Source organism: Serratia sp. BIGb0234 (assembly GCF_024809915.1).
Lineage (GTDB): Bacteria > Pseudomonadota > Gammaproteobacteria > Enterobacterales > Enterobacteriaceae > Serratia > Serratia liquefaciens.
The window spans coordinates 1000610-1021996 of sequence record NZ_JANUEI010000002.1; the positions used below are offsets into that span (position 1 = coordinate 1000610).

A 21387-nucleotide genomic window follows, 5' to 3' on the forward strand; every position below is an offset into this window, starting at 1 on the left:
AGCTTATTTAAAGGCGATCAAGTCGCCGCGCTTGCCGAACATAGCCTCTTCCCAGTAGCGCTGCGGCACGTAGTAATGCAGCCGTTCAAGCGCGCTGTCCATCATGTCCTGATTGATGGCATGCCCCACGCCCTCTTCCACATCCAGCGTAAAATCGACGCCGTTGGCCTGCAGCCTTTCCGCCGCCGCCTGGGCATGTTGCACTGAAATCACCGCATCCTGCTCACCGTGGATCAAATGCACCACGCTGTCACCGAACGCCTGGTCGGGCAGACTGGCAAAGCGCCCGCTGAAAGCCACCACGCGGCCGGCCAATTTAGGTTCCGCCTTCAGGGCTTCCAGCGCCATGATAGACCCCTGAGAGAAGCCCACCAACGCCGTGCCGGCGTCATTCACGCCGCTGTGTTGCTGCCAGTAACGCACGGTTTCAATAAACAGTGGCATCACTTCGGCAATGCGCTCAACGCGATTTTCTTCGGTGACGTCCTGCACTGAAAACCACTGGCGGCCGCTGCCGTTACCAAAAGCAGAGGGGCCACCCACGCTGACCACCAGCGCCTGCGGGAATTCTTTAGCGAAATAACGGCCAATTTCCCCCATTGCCACCGGGGTATCGCCGACACCGTGAAACAGCAGGATCAGCTGCGCAGCCGGTGTTGCCGGGCTCTGGACAACGAAATGCTCATGTTTCATCGGTGACTCCTCGTGTGATTAAGATCCTGTCCGGCGCCAGATGCCCCGGTTTCTGCCAGCTACTATACGCCGCTGAGAAATCAGGAAAATCGGGTTTTATTGAGCAACATCTTCAATTTATTGCAACGACTGGGCCCACGCTTTCCAGCGCAGACCGTGCTGCGCATCCAGCTGTTCGAGCGCCAGTCCTGCCTCGTGTCGCCAGCGGCGCAGCAAGGCTTTCTGCCCGCTAAACCCTAGCCGTGCCACGCAGACTGCCGGCGCCAGCGACTGCTGCAGATGCATCCGCAGTGCGGGCAATGATAGCGTACTGGCCAACAGTAAGCGTTGCAGTGCCCCCAGACTGGCCTCCAGCGGCCGATGCGCGAAGGCAAATCCTGCCAGCTCACGCCAGTCGTCCTCCCCGAGCTGCGTATCGCCGTCGTCTCCGGGGATCTCTATTTGCAGATCAATGCGCGGCTGCAACCAGCGCCAGTCACGTGCCAGGTGTTTATGGGCGGCATGGCGCAACGCCTCGCCCTGTTCGCTCAGCGGCAGGATCGCCATCGCGGTGTAACAACCACTGCTGGCCTCCGTCTTGCTGCCGATACGAGCCAGTTCAAAACCGCAAGATTGCCAGAAACGCCACAGCGGCTCGGTATAGCCAAAGCTGACCGAGAGATAATCCAGCCCCTGTACTTGCTGGCGCTGCTGAGCAATGAGATCGCGGGCAATGCCCTGTTGACGCAGTGCGGGTAACACCGCAATGCGGGTGATGCGCCGCGAACGTAGCGTAGGTGCCCACCATTGCCCCCCGTGTGCCGCCAGCGATTGTGCCACCAGGTTGCCACGCGGACGCCGTCGACCGGCCCAGACTTCGTGTGCCAGTTCGGCGCTCAACCCGCCTTCCTCCACCAGCCACAGGGCGCCGACAACCTCATCGTCTACCTGAGCCAAACCAAAGTGCATGCCCGGCGCATCCATCAACCGCCGTAAATCCAGTGGTGAAGTACGGTAATGGGCACTGCTCAACAAAGCGTAAAAACGCGCTAACCTTTGCGGATCGGCGCACAGCATGGCTTGCTCAGCCCCGCTGATGCTCACCGGCTTATCCGTTACCTGCCAAGAGGGTTGCTCGTTAAACAGCAGCGCGTTATCTATAATGCGCTCCAGCGCATCGCCCTGCGCCCAACGCATCGGTTGATCTAACCCCAATGGCTGGAACGCAGGCAGTCCGGCGCAGAATTTCAGTAAAAAACCCCGGCCGGTGCCTTCATAACCCTGCACCGTGGTGGTCAGCAAAACGCGCGGGAAATAGCTCACCAACTGCTGCAGCAGCGGGCCAGGTATCGCCGCCGCTTCGTCCACCAGCAACCACCCAACGTCGCTGACGTCCTGTTCGCGGCAATGGGCCAACAGCGCATCCGGTGCCCAGAATTGCGCACGTCCCTGCGCCCATTCGGCGGCGACTTCGGTAGCGGCGCGGCTCGGTCCGACCAACCAGCAGGTGTGCGAGGTGTTCGCCACCAGCATCCCCGCTACCGTTGACTTGCCGCGCCCGCGTGCAGCGGTCAAAACCCAAATGCCCGATGCCGCGCTCAGTAATTGCGCCAGCAGCCGCTGCTGCTCGGCGGTGGGTTGGCCGTCTGGTGCCTGCCACTGCGGACGCAGCGGCAATGGCGCCAGCGTCAGCGCCTCACCCTGCCGCCAGACGGTGACTTCGCTGTCCGCCGTCAGATGCCGCTGCAGATGATGAATAAAATTTAGGGTGGTGATCGGTTGTGGGCAATCGCTCCAGCGCAGGCTGTCGTCATCCGGTTGCTGAGGCCACTGCTGCCACGGCGGCGTCAGCAACAGCAGCCAACTGCCGGCTCGCAGCGTGCCCGACAGCGCGGCCAGAGCTTCAACGTCCAGCCCTTTCGTCGCATCAAATACCGCGTGCTGGCGCTCTTGCCCCAGCAGCGTCCGCACCGCACCGCTCGCCAATGCCTGCAGGCCCGGCGGCGGGTTTTCCCCTACCCACGGCCAGTCACCCGGCAGGGTACTCGCCAGTTGTAGCGCCTGCTGGCGACACCATTGCGGCTCGCCACTGATCACCAGCAGGCGCCTGATGCCCTGCTGCTGCATAATTTGTTGCATTGCCAGTAACATAACCGTGGATCCAGACCTGAAAAAAATGCCGGAGTCAGGCTCCGGCATGGCATGTTAACGGGATGCGAAGGTATTGCAGGTGTTCGGATCGCCGCTGTCGAAGCCCTGTTTAAACCAGGTGTAGCGCTGCTGCGAAGTACCGTGGGTGAAGCTGTCTGGCACCACCCGTCCCTGCCCTTGCTGCTGCAAACGGTCATCGCCGATCGCCTGCGCGGCGTTCAATGCCGCCTGCAAGTCGCCCTCTTCCAACATCTGCTGTTTCTCGGCGTATTTGCCCCACACGCCGGCAAAGCAGTCCGCCTGCAGTTCCATTTTCACCGACAGGCGGTTCACTTCCGCCTGGCTGGCACCCTGCTGCATTTGGCGCACTTTCGGCTCGATACCCAGCAGGTTCTGCACATGGTGGCCGACTTCGTGCGCCACCACGTAGGCCTGGGCAAAGTCACCGCCGGCACCCAGCTTGGTTTTCATATCCTGATAGAACGACAGGTCGATATACACCGTTTTGTCACCCGGGCAATAGAACGGCCCCATCGCCGCCTGGCCGGTACCGCAACTGGTGCGCGTTACGCCACGATACATCACCAGTTTGGGTGGCTGATAGGTTTTGCCCATACGCTGGAAAACTTCTTTCCAGTTATCTTCGGTAGACGCCAGCACCACCGAGGTAAATTTAGCCAGCTCATCGTCTTTTGGACTGATGCTGGCGCTTTGTTGCTGAGTTTGCGGGCTCACGTCCCCACCGTTCAACAGCGGCGAGAGATCGATGCCGTAATAGCCGGCCACCAACACCACCACCAGAATGGCGATACCGCCTTTGCCGCGAGGAACACGAAAGCCGCCACCACCGCCACCCAGACCTGAAGACTGCCCGCGACGATCCTCAACATTGTCACTTTCACGACGCCCTTGCCAACGCATAAATAAACTCCAGATTAGGTTTTTGTCATTGTACGCAATACCCAAAATAATTGGAGTTGCATCAAGGCGGCAAATCAGTGAATCCCAATGAACTTACTCATGTAAGTGATTCGGGTGAACGAGTGCAGCCAACACAGATGCAGCTTCAAGTATGCCGGGTATTATCATTATAAGTGCTGAGCAGCGGAGGAAATGTAGAATTTTTCCGGAAATGCAGTCAGAGAGAAATATTGCGGGAAGTTAACGGGCCGAATGGCTCCGTGAGACTGCTGACAAACAGAGAATGTTTGGCGGCAGGCGCTAAAGGTTTTGAAAATAAATCTGGAAAATCAATTTATTGATTTTCGGCTGATAACACAAAGGGGGAAAAACCACGCTTTATCCCCCTTTGTCAAAATCTGACGGGGCCGGATGACCCCGTAGAGCGCGACAACGCTTAGTCGAGCTTGACGCCGATGCGGCGGGCCACTTCTTCGTAGGCTTCGATCAGGCCACCCAGGCTCTGGCGGAAGCGGTCTTTATCCATCTTGTCCAGGGTGTTTTTATCCCACAGGCGGCTGCCGTCCGGCGAGAACTCATCGCCCAGCACCACTTCACCGTTGAACAGGCCGAACTCCAGCTTGAAGTCGACCAGGATCAGGCCCGCGTCGTCAAACAGCTTGCTCAGCACGTCGTTTGCCTTGTAGCTCAGCTCGCGCATACGCGCCAGGTGCTCTTTGTTCACCCAGCCGAAGGTTTCACAGTAGGATTCGTTGACCATCGGATCGTGCATGGCATCGTTTTTCAGGAACAGGTCGAACAGCGGCGGGTTCAGTACCAGGCCTTCTTCGATGCCCAGACGCTTCACCAGTGAACCGGCAGCGCGGTTGCGGATCACGCATTCGACCGGCACCATGTCCAGCTTCTTCACCAGCACTTCGTTGTCTGACAGCAGGCGTTCCATTTGTGTCGGGATGCCGGCCTCTTCCAGTTTGCTCATAATGAAATGGTTAAACTTGTTGTTCACCATGCCTTTGCGATCGAACTGCTCAATGCGCTGACCATCCAGTGCTGACGTATCGTTGCGGAACTCCAACACCAGCAAATCAGGGTTTTCGGTGGTGTAGACGGTTTTTGCCTTTCCGCGATACAACTCAGCTAGCTTTTGCATCTTACATACTCCAATAAAGAATTGTTTTAAAAATGCTTTAACACACAGGCGTGATATACCCAAAATAATTGGAGTTACAGCAAGGCGGCAGGTGCGGAACTCCCCGCGAGCTTACTCAAGTAAGTGACAGGGCGAGTGCACGTAGCCAACACGGTTGTAGCTTCAAAAATGATGGGTATATTGTGCCAAAACTGCGACGCAAACGATACCGTATTGTTCAAAGAAAAAGGGGCCGTAGCCCCTTTTCAATCAGTTAACGCTGGTTTTACTGAATGCTGCCTGGAAGGCCGCCACCAAGCCGTCGTTTTGCGACTGGGTCAATGGCTTCCCTTTAGGATCGATAAATTGCAGGCTGGTGCGGTTGTTCAAATCCCCGACCTGCAGTTTGTAATCGCCCTCTTTCAGTTCAGGATCCTTGGCGCCCAACGCATCCCAATCGCTACCGCTCAGGGATTTGTAGGTGACGGCGACGGTGCCCTGCGGACGGCTGCGGTCACCCACTTTCATCCCCAGTTTCTCCAACGCCGCAGGCAGGCGATCCCACACCACGGTGTAAGGGCCGCGCACTACCAGCATCGGCAGGCCGGTGTCATCAGCGCTGCTCTGCACGTCCAGCGCGCCGAAGCGGTTGGCCGTCTGGCTGCTTGCCAGGTTGTCCTGCTTGTCCAGGCCTTCAACGATGGTGTTCATCATCATGCCGTTGTAGCGCTGCACTTCTGACGGGTCGGTAATCTGTTCGGTTTTACCCTGCTGCTGCAGGCCCACGGTTTTCACCGTCAGCGCCTGCTGGTAACCCTGCTGCTGTACGCTGATCTGGTAGCGGCCTTCGTACTGGTTGTCTTCATCCAGACGGTTCCACTTCACCCAGTCGGTGGTCAGCGTCTGACCGGCGTCCTGACGTGAGGCGATTGCGATATTTTTCGTCTGCAGCATGCTGACAACGCGCGACCACAGATTCTGGTTCTGCGGGTTGTTTTCCAACAGCAGCGTACCGCTGTCGCCGGCATATTGCGCGCGTGAACCGCTCAGCAATGCCAGTGGCTGCACCGGCGGACGAATATCCAGTTGCTTGCCGACGCCGCCTTTCAGCGTGGTGGCCGGAACATCATAATTACCGCTTTGCACCGGCAGGATCATACCGGCTGGTGCGTTCAGTGGCTTGAGCACCGACGCATCGAGGTAAGACTCATCGCCGCTCACCTGGCGTTTGTAACGCTGATCGGTGGTGCAGGCGGCCAGCATCATAACCAGCGAAATACCCACGACTTTTGCTACCGTCGACTTTTGCAATGAATAAACCATCAAATTTCCCTTAGAGTTACAGCAAACCGGCGCTTTTCAACGCGCGTTCCACTACCGGACGGGCAGCCTCGGTCAACGGCGTCATAGGCAGACGCATCGTATCGGTTGCCATCAATCCCAATGCCTTACAGGCCCATTTCACCGGAATTGGGTTTGCTTCTACAAACAAATCCTGATGCAACGGCATCAAGCGCTGATTTAAGCGGCGTGCTTCAGCAAAGTCGCCCTGTGCTGCCAGCGCGCAAAGCTGCGCCATTTCACGCGCCGCCACGTTGGCCGTCACGGAAATCACCCCTTTGCCGCCCAGTTGCATGAAATCCAGACCGCTGGCGTCATCGCCGCTCAGCAAAATGAAATCTTCATCATCAACCAGCACTTGGATCTGACTTACACGACTTAAGTTCCCTGTTGCCTCTTTAACAGCAACAATATTCTTAATTTTTGCCAAACGCGCAATCACCGGCGGCAGCATGTCACACCCGGTGCGCGAAGGCACGTTATAGAGGATCTGCGGCAGTGCGGTGCTTTCGGCAATCGCCTTGAAGTGCTGGTACAGCCCTTCCTGAGTCGGTTTGTTGTAGTAAGGCGTGACCGTCAGGCAACCCACTACGCCGGTATTTTCAAAGCGCTGGGTCAGCGAAATGGCTTCGGCGGTGGCGTTGGCGCCGGTACCTGCGATCACCGGAATACGGCCTGCGGCCAGTTCCAGCGTCTGCAATACCACGTCAACGTGCTCGTCATGGGCAAGCGTTGCGGACTCGCCGGTAGTCCCTACGGAAACGATGGCCGCAGTTCCACTGGCTACATGATAATCAATCAATTTTTTTAGGCTCGCGCGATCGACAGCACCTGTGTCGTCCATCGGCGTAACCAGTGCAACAATACTTCCCGTAAACATTGGCCGTCCCCTCCACAAACAAGTCACTCATGGTACTTTTGCTGCCTATCCAAAAGCAAGCAAACAACGGCGTTGTAAGCGCTTGGCAGGCGGTTTTTTTTATGTTTACCATGGTAACCCCATTGAGCACGACAGGAAGCTCCATTTTGCCTAAGCCAGATGAACACTATCTCGTGATTACCGCGCTCGGCGCCGATCGCCCCGGAATCGTCAATGCCATCACCCGCCACGTCAGCAGCTGCGGGTGCAATATCGAAGATAGCCGTCTGGCCATGCTGGGTGAAGAGTTCACTTTCATCATGCTGCTTTCCGGCAGTTGGAACGCCATTACCCTGATCGAATCAACCCTGCCGCAAAAAGGCGCGGAGCTGGAGCTGCTGATTGTGATGAAGCGCACCAACTCACACGAAAGGCCACCGATGCCGGCCACGGTGTGGGTGCAGGTTGAGGTGAAAGACTCGCCGCACATCATCGAACGCTTTACCGATTTGTTCGACTCCAGCCAGATGAACATTGCCGAGCTGGTATCGCGCACCCAGCCTGCGGAAGGTGACCTGCCGCCGCAGCTGTATATCCAGATCACCGCGCACAGCCCCGGCAATCAGGATGCCTCAAATATTGAACAAGCCTTTCATCGCCTATGTACAGAATTGAAAGCACAAGGCAGTATTAGCGTTGTGAACTATCCACAGCATGATGAGAAAGATGGAGAGTAGTGATGAGCCCATTGAAAGCCGGTGACACAGCGCCGAAGTTTAGTTTGCCTGACCAGGACGGTGAGGAAATTAATTTGGCCGACTTCCAGGGACAGCGAGTGCTTGTTTATTTTTATCCCAAGGCGATGACGCCGGGCTGTACCGTACAGGCCTGCGGTTTGCGGGATAACATGGATGACTTGAAAAAAGCGGGTGTCGAAGTTCTGGGCATCAGCACGGATAAACCAGAGAAACTGTCGCGTTTTGCCGAGAAAGAGTTGTTAAACTTCACGTTGTTGTCTGATGAGGATCATCAGGTGGCGCAGCAGTTCGGCGTTTGGGGTGAGAAAACCTTCATGGGGAAAACCTATGACGGCATCCACCGCATCAGCTTCCTGATCGACGCCAAAGGCAAGGTTGAAAAAGTGTTTGATGATTTTAAGACCACCAATCATCACGACATCGTTCTGGATTACCTGAAACAATAATCCTCACGAAGCGCAGCGACCTGCTGCGCTTCGTTATCCACGCTTATTCCTGTTCCGTTTCTACCCGCAGTTCGTCCGGCCAGGCATGGATCACCGCCTTCACCAAGGTTGCCAGCGGGATAGCGAAGAACACGCCCCAGAAACCCCACAGCCCGCCAAAGATAATCACCGACAGAATGATCACCAGCGGATGCAGGTTGACCGCTTCAGAGAACAGAATCGGCACCAGCAGGTTGCCATCCAGCCCCTGCACCACCAGATAGGCGACGATCAGCGTCCAGAAATCGGCGCCAACACCCCATTGGAACATCGCCACTACCACCACCGGAATGGTCACCAGAACCGCACCGATATAGGGGATCAGCACCGAAAAACCGACCAGCACCGCCAGCAGCAGCGAATAGCGCATATCGAGAACCGCGAACACCAGATAGGTCGCCACCCCGACGATCACCATCTCCAGCACCTTGCCGCGAATATAGTTGGTGATCTGCTGGTTCATTTCGATCCACACCTGCCCGGCCAGCCCACGGTTGCGTGGCAGTACCCGGCGCACGGCATTGAGCATCTGTTCCTTGTCCTTCAACAGGAAGAACATCATCATCGGGACCAGGATCAGATAAATCGCCAGCGTCAGCAGGCCCACCAGCGACGCCAGCGAGAATTTCACCACCGACTCGCCCATGCCCGACAGGCGTCCGCGCAGGTTCTCCGCCATCATGTCGATGATGCCGGCATCCACCAGCGCCGGGTAACGCTTCGGCAGCGTCGCGGCGAAGTTATAGAACTGGTTGAGCATGCCCGGCAGATCGGTCATCAGGTTGATGCCCTGTTGCCAGGCGGTCGGCGCCACCACGAAGACCAGCAGCATCGCGATACCGGCAAACAGGATCATCACCATGCTTGCCGCCCAATTTCGCGAACAGCCGATGCGCTGCAACCGCGCGGTTGGCCACTCCAGCAGATACGCCAGCACGATGGCCACCAGCAGCGGGGTCAGAATACCATGCAGAAAATAGAGAATGAGGAACCCGGCGAGCAGGATCACCAACAGCGCGATGGCTTGCGGATCGGTGAAGCGGCGGCGGTACCACTGTAATAACATCTCCAGCATCAGAGAGGGCTCCTAGAGGTTTGACTGGCAGGCATTGCTGTTCCTGTAATAAGTATTATTGACCCTACGCTGGCCAAGCCAAAAAGAGGAAAGGCTGAAGGCCGGGCATTCAGCGTATGGTTGTACCATGCCGCCCCTTTGCCATCCAGCGATTGTCGGCACAGACCGGGGGAAAGAAAACGATCGATTTACCGCGGGGAAAGTCGCGGCGGTTTAACGGTGAGTCAAACCGCCGCTATGCCATCAGGCCTGAGAAGATCAGAAGTCGTAAGTCAGCGAGGCTTTAAGGGTGCGCGATTGCCCCTGGAAGATATAGGTGCCGTTGCTCTCCACGCTGGACCAATACTTCTCGTTGGTGACGTTATCCACGCCAACGCGCCAAACCAGGGTGTTTTGATCCGCGTTCATGCGCATCCGGTAACGCACACCGAGATCCAGCGTGGTGTAACTGTCGAGTTTCTTGGTGTTCGCCGCGTCGGCAAACTGCGAGCCGGTATGGCGAACCCTGGCGGTCGCAGTCAGGCCTTCAACCGGTTGGATGTCATACTCGGCGCCCATCACCATATAGAAATTCGAAACGCCGATAGCATCTTTGCCGTCGTTGGTGCCATTTTTGGTTTTGGTCAGCTCAGGCGACAGCCAGGTGGTGCTGCCGTTAAGGCGCAGCCCGAGCATCGGCTCACCGAACACGTTCAGTTCCACGCCGCGGTTACGTTGCTCGCCATCCAGCGCATAATAATTCTCGCTGTTGAGCATGGCTGAAGGCTTCTTGATTTCAAACAGCGCCAGCGAACCGCCCACGCGTTCGAAATCGACCTTCACCCCCACTTCATTTTGTTTGGAACGGGCAATACCGGTGCTCTGGCCAAAGTTCGTGGCTTCCTTCGGCGCGTTGCTCCCCGGCTGCAGGGCTTCGGTGTGGTTGGCGTAGAGCGACACTTCTTCCCACGGCTTGTAGACCAGACCAAAGGTCGGCATCCAGCGGCTTTGGGTATAACGGGATGAAGTATCCTCCAGGCCGGTCGCGTTGCTGTAGTTGCGCACCACCACTTTCTGATGGCGCGCCGCTGCGGTAAACAGCACCCGATCGCTAAAGAACCCCAAAGTATCGCTGAACAGCCAGCCCTGGGTGCGATTACGGGCGGTGGTTAACGGATCGGAATAGTTGCCGCCAAAGTAAGCGTTATCCGGCACCGCCACATCGTGATTGTCATAAATATTGGTCGTCGGGTTGTTGGCCGACATGCGCCAGGCGGTTTTGTCGCGTTTGATTTGCGCAGAATAACCCAGGTTCACCTTGTGCGAGACATCCCAGGTATTGAATTCGCCGCTGACCCCGGCCATGCCGCTGAACGCATCGATAATGCGGTTGGTGTCCAGACGCCCTACCGTGGCGTCGCCGTTGGCATTGATCAGCTTGGGTGCGCTGTAGAGCCCGGTTTCATGAGCATGCTGCGCGCCCAGCCCGGTATAAATTTTCCAGCGTTGAGTGAGGTCGTATTCCGCCTTCACCATACCGAATTCGTTTTCGATATCGCTGTAGCCCCATTTCTGGCTGTAGTTTTTGGTCGGATCCGGCACGGCTGGAATAAAGTCGACGCCGCTGATGTTGACCCCCATGGTTCCACCGTGGAAGGTCTTCTTCTGGTAGCCGAAATCCAGCGAAGTGCGGAAGCGATCGCCACGGTAATCCAGTCCCACCGAGGCCAGCGTGGTACGGCGTTTGTCGTCGTTGACGGCAGCTTCACCTTCGCGGTGTACCAGGTTCACCCGCGCGCCAAACTGGTTGTCGTCACCGAAGCGACGGCCTACATCCAGCTTGCCGCCGACCTGAGAGTCAGAGGTGTAATCGATGCCCACCTGCGTGGTAGGCGTCTCTTCCGCACGTTTGGGTTCGAGGTTAATCATACCGCCCACCCCACTGGTGGCTACGCCGTTCAGCAAGGCGTTAGCGCCTTTGAACACCTCCACGCGCTCCAGCATTTGGGTATCCATCACCTGACGCGGCACCACGCCCGACAGGCCGCCCATGGTCATGTCCTCACCATCCAACTGGAAGCCGCGAATGCGGTAGGTTTCGGCGAAGTTGCCGTAGCCCTGCACCGCCTGAACGCCTGCGTCATTGCTGATGACATCGGCAATGGTTTTCGCCTGTTGATCCTGCACCAGCTTCGCGGTGTAGCCGACCACGTTAAAAGGTACGTCCATGGCTTTTTGTTCGCCCAGCATCCCCAGACGTCCGCCATGCGCGATTTGTCCGTCGAGATAAGCGGGAACCAGATCTTCGCCGCCGGCTTTAAAATCGCTCTCTTTGGTGGCCTGAACCACCAGGGTTTCTTCCTGATTTTTTTTGCTGCTTTCTGCCGGAGCGGCCAGCGCGCCCTGGCTTACCGCACCGATGGCCAGCGCCAATAACGTCAGGCGTTGCGGAAATGATGTTGAACTGGTGTTGTGCATAATTCACTCATGTATGAGGAGAAGTGGAACAAAATGGCCCGTTACCGGGCCGATAGAGCTTATTTATTTAAATCAATGCGAACGACGCTGTCCGGCCCCTGAGTAGAGTGATCCTTATTAAAGGGTTGCTTGACGGTGACAAACAGCACCTGGCCGTCTGGGGAAAGCTGCAGGCTGTTTGGATTTGGCGTTACCGCCCAGCTCTGTTTCACGGCATAGGTCGTGGCATTGAGGCTCAGCACCTTGCCGGACTCACGCTGCGAGAGGTAGATTTCATTGCGTTTGGCATTGAACAGCACCGCCAGAGAGTCGCCGACATCCAGCTGCTTGAGCAGTTTTCCACTATGAATATCCAGCACCAGCGTGGTTTTGGCTTTGGAATTGTCGGTCACAAACAGGCGCCCGGTTTCGCTGTCTTCTGCCAGGTTAAGCAGCAGCGCCGGCTTCTCGCCCAATGGCTTCCAGCGTTTTTCGATTCGGTTGTTTTTCGGGTTGATGACCAGAATTTCACCGTTGCCGTTCGCGGCGTACAAACGCTGAGTTTGTTCCGAGTAATGCAGGCCGGTCATCCATTTGCCGGTGTTTTTGATCCGCGCTTTTAATTTCAGCGTGTTGGCGTCCACCACCCAAATCAACGCCGGGTCAGCCACAGCACCTACGTACAGCGTATCTTTGTGCAGCAGAATTTGACGCGCGCCATACGGCAGCCCTTTCTCGTTGCGCTCGCTAAACAGCAAGCGGCCTTTCACTTTGCCGTCGGCGGTAGTGATCGCGCTGATGCCGCCGTCCAGGGAGTTAGTGACATAAAGGGTTTTGCCATCCGGGGAGATCTGCATGGCGAAGTTTTTCAGATCGGTGTGGGTAGCGCCGAGCGTTTTCAGCGTTTTCGCATCCAGCTTATAAACCACCCCGCCCTGCACATCTTTAAAGCCTTCGGAACTGGCCACGTACAAGGCATCGCCCGCCGGCGTCAGCGCCATCTCATACAGGCCATCCGCCAGATCGCGTCTAACCACGTTGTCGGCAGATTGAGCCGCCGCAGCGACAGGTTGGGCAATCGGAGAAGCGGCGTGTTGCTTAGGGGCGACGCAACCGCTCAGCACCAGGGTCATCACCACGGCGAGCGCAGAAACTTTCATCTTCATCAGGAAATCCTTGGCCATATAAACTGATTGAGTGGAGGCTCTTGCGGATTATTTTTGGCTTTCTCAACAGGAGAAATGAGCTCCACCGTACGTCTCAATGTTTCCTTGTGAATGGGGTTCACTTTATCGCAGGCGGCTGGACCGCCTTGGCTGCGAATAACAAAGAGAATAATAATCATACTCATTACTTTTTTGGCGAGCAAATGTAATTGGTCATCTTGAACGTGGGAAAACGTCGTGCTGCGAATGCCCTCCGCCGCTCACAGAATTATCTCGCGACATTGGCAAACGCGGCGGGAAGTGGTCATGCTGTAAGGCCATCTCATCCTCATGTCTGACCAAGGAGAATTTATGTCAGTTTCAGCCCGTAACCAGTTATCCGGCACCGTGTCTGCCGTCGCTAAAGGCGCCGTAAATGACGAGGTGGAAATCACTTTGCCGGGCGGCGAGAAGTTAGTCGCTATTGTGACGGTACAAAGCCAGCAGTCGCTTGGCCTGGTCGCCGGTAAGGAAGCGGTGGCGCTGATTAAGGCCCCCTGGGTTATTTTGGCTTCGGAAGACTGCGGACTGCGTTTCTCCGCCCGCAATCAATTCGCCGGGGAAGTCAGTGCAGTGGAGCAAGGGGCGGTGAACAGCACCGTGCACATTAAAACGGATGCCGGTTTCAAACTGACCTCGGTGATCACCAATGAAAGCCTGCAGGAGATGGCGTTAAAGAACGGGGCCCGTGTCATCGCTCTGGTCAAAGCCTCCTCCGTGCTGCTTGCCGTCAGGGCGTAGTGTCCAGGCCCTTTCAAGCCCGCATCGGCGGGCTTTTTAGTGAGGCAACTGCCTGAGACATTACTTTATCCCCTGCTCGACAAGCAGCCCGACGGCGATCAACACCATGGCCGCGCCGGAAAAACGGCTGACAACCCGTGCAGCCTGCGGGCGCGTCTGCAGTACCGACTGCGAGCCATACCCCACGATCAAATAAACCACCCCGCAGCTGATCAGATGCAACAAGCCAAGCGCGAGAATTTGGTTGGGGATCGACCAACTGGCACCCGCATCGGTGAACTGAGGCAGTAAAGCCAAAAATAGCAGGAATACCTTGGGGTTCAGGCCGCTGACGCAAATGCCCTTGCCAGCCCAACGCAGCCAGGAGCCAGACGCCTGCGCATCGCCGGCGCTCGGCGTCGGGGGATGGCGCAGCATGTTGATGCCAATCCACAACAGGTAGCCGGCCCCCAGCAGGGTGAGCGCCGTGAGGGCCATAGGACTGCCTGTCACCAAAGCGCCCACGCCTGCCGCCACGATCGCTATAGCGATAAGGTGCCCACACAGCAACCCTACTACCGCAGGCACCACCACCCGCCCACGGATGCCGGCCGAGATGATGTACGCCCAGTCCAACCCCGGCGTGATAACGAACAGAATCGAAACGGCCCAGAAAGCCGCAAAAATGGCGAGCGTCATAAATATCGCCCCCGCCACCGACACCCAGCAGTCTGGCTTATCCATTTCATCACTTCGCGTTCCTCCGCTGGACAGCGTTAACAGGCCAAAAGCCATTTATGTCCAAAGTTGTTCAATTATTGAAAAGAATATCCCCAAGTTGTTAGAATGTGGTTTCAATTATTTGCTTATAAATCGCAAATTGAGGGAAATTTTTCCAAATGGACAAGATTGACCGCAAAATCCTTGCTGAACTTCAGTTTGATGGGCGTCTTTCTGTTACCGACCTGGCTGACCGAATTGGGCTGAGCGTTTCCCCCTGCCACCGCAGGGTGCGAGCGTTGGAACAATCTGGCGTGATCAGAGGCTATCGTGCTCACCTCGATCCCGGCAGTCTGGGCTTTAACTTTTCCGCGCTGGTTTTCGTCACCATGCGGGAAGGGGATCGCCAGGCTGTTGAAGCCTTCGAAAACGCCATGGTGGATATTCCCCAGGTTATCCAGGCGCAGCGATTGTTCGGCGATCCCGACTACCTGTTGCATGTCATCGCCCGCGATTTACCGGCTTTTCAGCGGCTTTACGACGAACAGCTTTCCGCCCTGCCCGGCGTTCAACGCCTGACCTCCACGCTGGTGATGAAAAGCGTGGTGCAGGATCGGCCCTTTCTGCCGTTGTAGATCACAATCAAATCCAGAAGGATACAGTTATGAACAGTGGTTTCGAGGACTCAAAGGCCTTGTACATCGGCATATGCACGGTGGTAGGCGATGCCTTTCTGGCGTTGGCCAATGAAGAGCATGAAACGCAAAAAGCGGACGTGATCAATGAGCTTAAAACGGCGATCACCCGCGAAGGTCGTGATGTCAATTTGGATGAAGCGCGCGAATTGGCGATTGAATGGCTGGAGCGATAAGTAGCGCCGGTTACCTTGCTTTTACGGGCGTTACCAGGGTCATTACCGCGCTCTGGGCTGCCGTTCTGGTGAAAAAAATGGGAGCGTCTCCGCTCCCATAGGGTATTCAGGGCACAATCACGTAGTCGGGATTGGCAACGGCGAACAACGCCTGCCGATCCGCTGCCGGTGGATAAATCCACTGCGTATTGATTTCCTGTTTGATCTTTTTGCCCTCTTCACGCGTAAAGCGCACCTGACGATCCCAACCTTCGGTGTAGAGCGCGCCCCAGGCTCCAAGATCAAGGCAGGTCACATACTTTGGCTGGCTGTAAGGGTGCAGCGGCAAACCTACCAGTTCCGCTGCGGCATTGTGGCCCGCTACACGGCCCAGACTCATCGCATGCTGGCAGGTCATCAGGTTGTGATTGCCCAGCTCGTCGGTCGCTGCCTTGACCGTGTCCCCGCTAACAAACACGCCGTCCGCCGCGGGCGCGTGCAGGAAGGCATCACCGACAATACGTCCAGCACTGTCGCGCTCACCCGGGATTTGCTCAACTAATGGATGCGCCCGTACCCCGGCGGCCAGAATCACCGTATCGGTGGCGATGCGCTCACCGCTCGACAAGGTCACACTGCCTGCGTCAATAGCCGTAACGCGAACCCCGGCTCGAGACTCAACGCCACATTCTTCCAGTGCCTGGCGGATCACCACGGCAGGTTCAGCCCCCATGCCGGCGCCAACTTCGGCCGCCGTATCGACAATCACCACGCGAATATCGGCTTGGTTGCCCAAAATGGCACGTAAGCGCATCGGCATTTCAGCAGCGCTTTCCAGCCCGGTAAGCCCACCACCGACCACCACCACGGTATTGCGTGCCGGGGTCTCAGGTTGAGTCGCCAACGCTTTTAAATGGGCATCCAGCCGTTGCGCGCTTTGCAGCGTATCAACATTAAAACCATGCTCGGCAAAACCGGCGACCGCAGGCACGAACAGTTTGCTGCCGGTTGCCAGTACCAGCCGGTCATACGCCAACTGAAGTTTTTTCCCTTCGGCGCTCTCCACCACCAGCGTCTTGTTTTCGCCGTCTATCTGCTCAACCAGACCGGCCAAATGACGAACGCCAATCGCAGCGAGCTGTGCCGAAATGTCCGGGCTCATATTTTCCAGTACGGCTTCGTACAATCTAGGGCGGATGGTGACGTTCGGGGTCGGCGAAACCATCGTCACCTCAACGCTCTGTTCCTTACCGGCAAGCGCTACGGCTCGCATGGCGGAGACAGCGGCCCAAAACCCGGCAAAACCAGAACCGGCGATCACTATTTTCTGCGTCATGGAATGACTCCTTCAAATACCTGTTGTCGAGCGCCTGACGTATTTTTCAGGCGAGTTTTACCGCTGCCCCCCTGAAAAAGGGTGCAGAAGGGTGACCGCCTGTGGCACACAGGCGGGTAAAAAGCATCAGAAAAATGACGGGGGCGTTATTGCGGTTTGGCGCGAGGGGGCTTGCCGCTGCGAGTCGTACGCTCGCTCAGGCGTTCATCAAGCCAGATATTGACCTCGCCAAAGAACCCTTCTGGCGCCTTGCGCCCAAAACGAGAGGCGACAGTGCCCAGTGTTTGTAGCGCCAGCGCATCGCGCATGGCCTTTTCGGCCTGCAGCATCACTGCATGGATCGCACACTTGCCTGATATGGCCCAGTCAGGCGGGCTATCATCGAATACCGCGCAACGACCGCGGACTTCCTGACAATCGAACAACGGCTTGTGCCCTTCAATGGCATCGATAATCTCCAGGAAAGTGATTTCCTCTGCCGGACGGGCCAACCGATACCCACCGCGCACGCCTTCGCTGGCGGCGACGATCCCCGCCTTCTCCAGCTTGGGGAAAATCTTGGCCAGGAAACTGGGTGAAATTCCCTGTAGTTCCGCGAGATCGCGACTGCTTAACGCGCGTTGATCCTCGCCGACCAACCAAAGCAAGCAGTGGATGCCGTATTCAACGCTGGTAGTGATGTAAGCCATATTGGGTTTGCGCTGCACTATTGAATTCAATAACGCAGACTATATTAGTCCACGTTTATTCTGTCAATTAAAACGCGGACAAACTTTATCTTTGTTTTTGTGAGTGACGAAAAAGCGGCATCGACGAGGCCCAAGGACGTTGATCATCAAGGGAAGATCCAGAAATGAAAAATCAAACAATTCTGTCTGATTATTGCCGAACAGAAGTTTCCTTGTCGTCTTCGGCTGACTATGATGTTATCTGCCGACAGGGCGCCGCAATGCGTGCATTTTTGTGAGCCAACACGCTTTCGCACTGATTGTTTTGGCGAGTCCGGCAAGGAAGAAGAACTCTTGTGTGATGCTGACGTCTTAGAGATGACTATTTAAGGGAAAGGCCTGACTATGACCACCCGGTTGACCAAAACAGCGATTGCAGTACTGTTGCTCGGCACACTCAACGCCACGGCGCTGGCGCCGGTGCAGGCGGAAACCCAGGATCAACTGCCGGATATGGGCACCTCTGCGGGTGGCACCCTGAGTATTGGCCAGGAAATGGCAATGGGTGATTTCTACGTGCGTCAGCTTCGCGCCAGCGCGCCCCTGATCAACGATCCCCTACTCACACAATATATTAACCAATTGGGTAACCGGTTGGTGGCGAGCGCCTATTCGGTACGCACGCCGTTTCATTTTTATCTGGTGCGCAACGACGAGATCAACGCCTTCGCCTTCTTTGGCGGTAACGTGGTGTTGCACTCAGCCCTGTTCCGCGAAACCGACAACGAAAGCCAACTCGCCTCGGTACTGGCGCACGAAATCTCGCACGTGACTCAACGCCACCTGGCGCGTGCGATGGAAGACCAGCAACGCAACGCCCCGCTGACCTGGGTAGGCGCCCTTGGCTCCATCCTGCTGGCGATGGCCAACCCGACCATGGGGATGGCGGCGTTGAGCGGCACTCTGGCCGGTACCCAGCAAGGCATGATCAGCTTTACCCAATCGAACGAACAAGAAGCCGATCGTATTGGCATTCAGGTGCTGCAACGCGCCGGGTTCGATCCTGAAGCCATGCCCGACTTTTTGCAAAAGCTGTCCGATCAGTCACGCTACGCCTCCAAACCACCGGAAATGCTGTTGACCCACCCCCTGCCCGACAGCCGCCTGTCCGATGCGCGCAACCGCGCCAACCAGATGCCCAAGCACCTGGTGCAATCGACGCAGGATTATCTGATGGCCAAGGTGCGTTCGCTTGGTATGTACAGCTCAGAGGGGTACGGCCTGCGTGAAGAGCTGCTCGATACTTACAGCAAAGGTAACGTACGCGAGCAGACGGCAGCCAAATATGGCCGCGCCATTTTGTTCTACGAGGCCAAAAAGTATGACGATGCCCGTAACATCATTCAGCCACTGCTGACGCAAGATCCGAAAAACGTCTGGCTGATCGATCTGATGACCGATATCGACCTCGGTCAGAAACGTGCACCGCAGGCGATTGCCCGTCTGCAGGCCGCCAATGCCGCTCAAAGCAACAACCCGGTGCTGCAGCTCAACCTGGCCAACGCCTACGTGGAAGGTAACCAACCGGCGCAGGCGTCAAAAATTCTCAACCGTTATACCTTCGCCCATCCGGACGATCCCAACGCCTGGGATCTGCTGGCGCAGGCCAGCGCCGCACAGGGGCTGCGCGATGAAGAGCTTTCCGCCCGTGCCGAAAGCCTGGCCCTGACCGGCCGTCTCGATCAGGCTATTGGCTTGCTCAGCAATGCCAGTTCACTGCAAAAACTCGGCAGCCTGAAACAGGCGCGTTATGATGCTCGCATCGACCAACTGCGCCAGTTGCAACAGCGTTTCCGCCAGTACCAGCGCAGCTGATTTTCATAAAGGATGAAGTTAAATGAAAAACGTCACTATTTACCACAACCCACGCTGCTCCAAGAGCCGTGAAACCCTGGCGCTGTTGGAACAGCATGGCGTGACACCCGACGTGGTGCTGTATCTGGAAACGCCGCCGTCGGTAGACCAACTGAAGAAACTGCTGAAAGAACTGGGTTTCAGTTCCGCACGCGAGTTAATGCGCAAAAAAGAAGATCTGTACAAGGCATTGAAGCTGGCGGATGAAAGCCTGAGCGAAGCCCAACTGTTGCAGGCGATGGTAGACAATCCAAAGCTGATTGAGCGTCCCATCGTGGTCAAAGGCACCCAGGCACGCATCGGCCGGCCACCGGAACAGGTGCTGGAGATTTTATAAGTCTCTCGGCACTCTATTGAGCAACATTATGATAATAGCCCTTACCTGGGCTATTTTTAATTGATTGTTATATAAATAATTTTCATCATCCCCCTGAGTCCTGACTGATATTATCCTCCCGGTGTGTTGTATTAACGCACAGCCAGCGTTGACATACGTCAACAGCTAAAATATTCTCAATAAAGACGGCAGGCAGGTGATGAAAAACCATCCTAATAAACATATTCAGGCTGCGTTAGCCTATGCCATTTCGCAGGGTTGGTTATTTCGCGCCAGCAATGGACATGCGTTCGGCCGCCTCCAGTGCGCTCTTCCTCAGCACAGGGAGCATATGATGAGTATCTGGTCTACACCGAGGAACCCAGAACAACATGCCAAACAGATTCGCCGTAAAGTCGATGAATGTCTGGCTCTTTCCCAGAAAGGATAAAGGAGGTCATTATGGCGCTCTATAATTTCTCGTTAACACTCTCCGGTGTGACGTCGCAAACTCCGGGTTTGGAAGATGCTCTCTACGCCAGTGGTTGCGATGACGGGTTGATTTGTTTCTATGGCAAAGCGGTTTACGTGGAGTTCGATAGAGAAAGCGATAGCTTCGCCAACGCCATTCTTGGGGCCATCAAAAATATCGAATCCGCCGGTCTGGGCGCGCAGGTAATGGCAGTCGATTCTCATCTGGTAGGATTAAGTGATATCGCAGCACTCGCCGGCATGTCTCGGCAAGCTATCGCGATGCTAAAGGACGGTACTCGCGGCTCTGGAGACTTCCCTTCTCCCATTCAAAGGCTTAAGGGGTCATCCCCTTTGTGGCGTTGGCATAGCGTTGCAGACTGGTTGGCAAGCAAGGGGAAAATTGGCCAGGCACTGGCCGAGAATGCGCAGTATCTGGAAAATATCAATTTGGCGTTGCAGCTCCGGGCCAGCAATCAACGCAGCCAGATCGATAGCTACGTAACCCTGCTGGAGCACGGCGAGAATTGAGCCTGGCGAGCCAGAATTATAACCCGAGGATCTCTTTCACAAACGGGATGGTCAGCTTGCGTTGGGCGGTGATCGAGGCGTGATCGAGTTGATCCAGGGTCATAAACAAGGTGCGCATTTCGCGATCCAGCCGCTTCAGCAGGAAACGACCGACGTCTTCCGGCAGCTCAAAGCCGCGCAGTTTGCCGCGCAGTTGCAGGGCCAGCAGTTTTTCTTCATCCGACAGCGGCTGTAACTTGTAGATTTGCCCCCAGTCCAGGCGCGAAGCCAGGTCCGGCAGGTTCAGATTCAATTGGCGTGGTGGGCGATCGCCGGTAATAAACAGGCGCGTGCGGCCGGTTTCCAGAATGCGGTTGTAGAGATTAAAGATCGCCATTTCCCACTCTTCGTCACCGGCAATGCATTCGATATTGTCGATGCACACCAGCGCCAGCTGCTCCATCCCATCCAAGACTTCCGGCACGAAATAGGCTCGCTTATCCAGCGGCACATAGCCCACGGCTTCACCACGCTGCGAAAGCTCCGCACAGGCCGCATGCAACAGGTGACTGCGCCCACCGCCCTCGCGTGACCAGAAATAGATATAGCTGCCATGTTCCTGACGAACGGCGGACTGGATCGCGCTCAATAGGGATGGGTTCTCCCCCGGATAAAAACTGGCGAAAGTCTCATCATCGGGAAGATAAAGTGGCAGTGAAAGCTGTGCCGGCGTATTCAGAAAAGCACCTCAACCAAAACTGGCAGGAAAACGCGGTAAGTCTACCACAGAAAACGGGCTCTGTTGAACCGGCAGGATTTTATGGCGTAATAGTGAACAACGCTCGGCAGC

Annotated in this window: 22 protein-coding genes; 9 read left to right on the forward strand and 13 right to left on the reverse strand. The window is 56.2% G+C overall.

Going from position 1 to position 21387, the window contains the following annotated elements; translation table 11 throughout:
- Positions 1–3 precede the first annotated feature (3 nt).
- From ypfH to dapA, 6 genes are all read right to left on the reverse strand, one after another.
- Positions 4–693 (reverse strand): esterase, encoded by a 690-nt coding sequence (ypfH, locus tag M2407_RS11700; protein ID WP_020828049.1) that lies wholly within the window; start codon positions 691–693, stop codon positions 4–6.
- A 117-nt stretch (positions 694–810) separates the two neighbouring features.
- On the reverse strand, positions 811–2823 hold the full coding sequence (locus M2407_RS11705) for a tRNA(Met) cytidine acetyltransferase TmcA (protein WP_259218158.1): 2013 nt from the start codon (positions 2821–2823) through the stop codon (positions 811–813).
- Positions 2824–2877: 54 nt separating this feature from the next.
- On the reverse strand, positions 2878–3744 hold the full coding sequence (locus M2407_RS11710; protein ID WP_012146218.1) for a neutral zinc metallopeptidase: 867 nt from the start codon (positions 3742–3744) through the stop codon (positions 2878–2880).
- 436 nt (positions 3745–4180) lie between these two features.
- On the reverse strand, positions 4181–4894 hold the full coding sequence (gene purC / locus M2407_RS11715) for a phosphoribosylaminoimidazolesuccinocarboxamide synthase (protein ID WP_020828051.1): 714 nt from the start codon (positions 4892–4894) through the stop codon (positions 4181–4183).
- Positions 4895–5143: 249 nt separating this feature from the next.
- Positions 5144–6196 (reverse strand): outer membrane protein assembly factor BamC, encoded by a 1053-nt coding sequence (bamC, locus tag M2407_RS11720; RefSeq protein ID WP_020828052.1) that lies wholly within the window; start codon positions 6194–6196, stop codon positions 5144–5146.
- A 16-nt stretch (positions 6197–6212) separates the two neighbouring features.
- Positions 6213–7094: a 4-hydroxy-tetrahydrodipicolinate synthase gene (gene dapA, locus M2407_RS11725; RefSeq protein WP_259218162.1), complete on the reverse strand. Its 882-nt coding sequence runs from the start codon at positions 7092–7094 to the stop codon at positions 6213–6215.
- 110 nt (positions 7095–7204) lie between these two features.
- On the opposite strand from dapA, the gene M2407_RS11730 reads away from it, so the two are divergent.
- Positions 7205–7810 (forward strand): glycine cleavage system transcriptional repressor, encoded by a 606-nt coding sequence (locus tag M2407_RS11730; protein ID WP_197022814.1) that lies wholly within the window; start codon positions 7205–7207, stop codon positions 7808–7810.
- Positions 7811–7812: 2 nt separating this feature from the next.
- The gene (bcp, locus tag M2407_RS11735) at positions 7813–8277 is read left to right on the forward strand and encodes a thioredoxin-dependent thiol peroxidase (protein ID WP_020828055.1); all 465 of its coding nucleotides are present in this window, start codon (positions 7813–7815) and stop codon (positions 8275–8277) included.
- A gap of 43 nt (positions 8278–8320) precedes the next feature.
- Here the strand turns inward: bcp and M2407_RS11740 are convergent, their stop codons facing one another.
- The 3 genes from M2407_RS11740 to M2407_RS11750 all read right to left on the reverse strand — a co-directional run bounded on the left by M2407_RS11740 (position 8321) and on the right by M2407_RS11750 (position 12993).
- Positions 8321–9391 carry an AI-2E family transporter gene (locus M2407_RS11740; RefSeq protein ID WP_020828056.1) on the reverse strand — a complete coding sequence of 357 codons (1071 nt, stop codon included), beginning with the start codon at positions 9389–9391 and terminating at the stop codon, positions 8321–8323.
- Between the two features lie 258 nt (positions 9392–9649).
- On the reverse strand, positions 9650–11848 hold the full coding sequence (locus M2407_RS11745; protein WP_115058303.1) for a TonB-dependent siderophore receptor: 2199 nt from the start codon (positions 11846–11848) through the stop codon (positions 9650–9652).
- A gap of 59 nt (positions 11849–11907) precedes the next feature.
- On the reverse strand, positions 11908–12993 hold the full coding sequence (locus tag M2407_RS11750) for a YncE family protein (RefSeq protein ID WP_259218175.1): 1086 nt from the start codon (positions 12991–12993) through the stop codon (positions 11908–11910).
- 351 nt (positions 12994–13344) lie between these two features.
- Between M2407_RS11750 and M2407_RS11755 the strand changes: the two genes are divergently transcribed.
- A complete protein-coding gene (locus tag M2407_RS11755) occupies positions 13345–13773 on the forward strand; it encodes a molybdopterin-binding protein (RefSeq protein ID WP_122079986.1) in 429 nt (142 codons plus the stop codon).
- Between the two features lie 60 nt (positions 13774–13833).
- Here M2407_RS11755 and M2407_RS11760 read toward each other — a convergent pair whose 3' ends face one another.
- The gene (locus M2407_RS11760; RefSeq protein ID WP_046374993.1) at positions 13834–14451 is read right to left on the reverse strand and encodes a LysE family translocator; all 618 of its coding nucleotides are present in this window, start codon (positions 14449–14451) and stop codon (positions 13834–13836) included.
- Between the two features lie 200 nt (positions 14452–14651).
- Here M2407_RS11760 and M2407_RS11765 point away from each other — a divergent pair, with 200 nt between their 5' ends.
- Positions 14652–15107 carry an Lrp/AsnC family transcriptional regulator gene (locus M2407_RS11765; RefSeq protein WP_020828061.1) on the forward strand — a complete coding sequence of 152 codons (456 nt, stop codon included), beginning with the start codon at positions 14652–14654 and terminating at the stop codon, positions 15105–15107.
- Between the two features lie 29 nt (positions 15108–15136).
- Entirely contained in the window at positions 15137–15343 is a 207-nt protein-coding gene (locus M2407_RS11770) for a DUF2767 family protein (RefSeq protein WP_020828062.1), read from the forward strand.
- A 106-nt stretch (positions 15344–15449) separates the two neighbouring features.
- On the opposite strand, the gene M2407_RS11775 is transcribed toward M2407_RS11770, so the two are convergent.
- Entirely contained in the window at positions 15450–16658 is a 1209-nt protein-coding gene (locus M2407_RS11775; protein ID WP_259218181.1) for an NAD(P)/FAD-dependent oxidoreductase, read from the reverse strand.
- A 146-nt stretch (positions 16659–16804) separates the two neighbouring features.
- Positions 16805–17347, reverse strand: coding sequence for an Rrf2 family transcriptional regulator (locus M2407_RS11780; protein WP_048762778.1), 543 nt, complete (start codon positions 17345–17347; stop codon positions 16805–16807).
- A 384-nt stretch (positions 17348–17731) separates the two neighbouring features.
- Here M2407_RS11780 and M2407_RS11785 point away from each other — a divergent pair, with 384 nt between their 5' ends.
- The 4 genes from M2407_RS11785 to M2407_RS11800 all read left to right on the forward strand — a co-directional run bounded on the left by M2407_RS11785 (position 17732) and on the right by M2407_RS11800 (position 20558).
- Positions 17732–19201, forward strand: a complete 1470-nt coding sequence (locus M2407_RS11785) for a M48 family metallopeptidase (protein WP_020828065.1) — start codon at positions 17732–17734, stop codon at positions 19199–19201.
- A gap of 22 nt (positions 19202–19223) precedes the next feature.
- Positions 19224–19577, forward strand: a complete 354-nt coding sequence (gene arsC, locus M2407_RS11790) for an arsenate reductase (glutaredoxin) (RefSeq protein WP_020828066.1) — start codon at positions 19224–19226, stop codon at positions 19575–19577.
- Positions 19578–19776: 199 nt separating this feature from the next.
- A complete protein-coding gene (locus tag M2407_RS11795; RefSeq protein ID WP_130016636.1) occupies positions 19777–20007 on the forward strand; it encodes a hypothetical protein in 231 nt (76 codons plus the stop codon).
- 11 nt (positions 20008–20018) lie between these two features.
- Positions 20019–20558: an AlpA family transcriptional regulator gene (locus M2407_RS11800; protein ID WP_142814659.1), complete on the forward strand. Its 540-nt coding sequence runs from the start codon at positions 20019–20021 to the stop codon at positions 20556–20558.
- Between the two features lie 16 nt (positions 20559–20574).
- Here the strand turns inward: M2407_RS11800 and hda are convergent, their stop codons facing one another.
- Complete coding sequence (hda, locus tag M2407_RS11805; protein WP_044554653.1) at positions 20575–21276, reverse strand: DnaA inactivator Hda; 702 nt, start codon at positions 21274–21276, stop codon at positions 20575–20577.
- Positions 21277–21387: the final 111 nt, after the last annotated feature.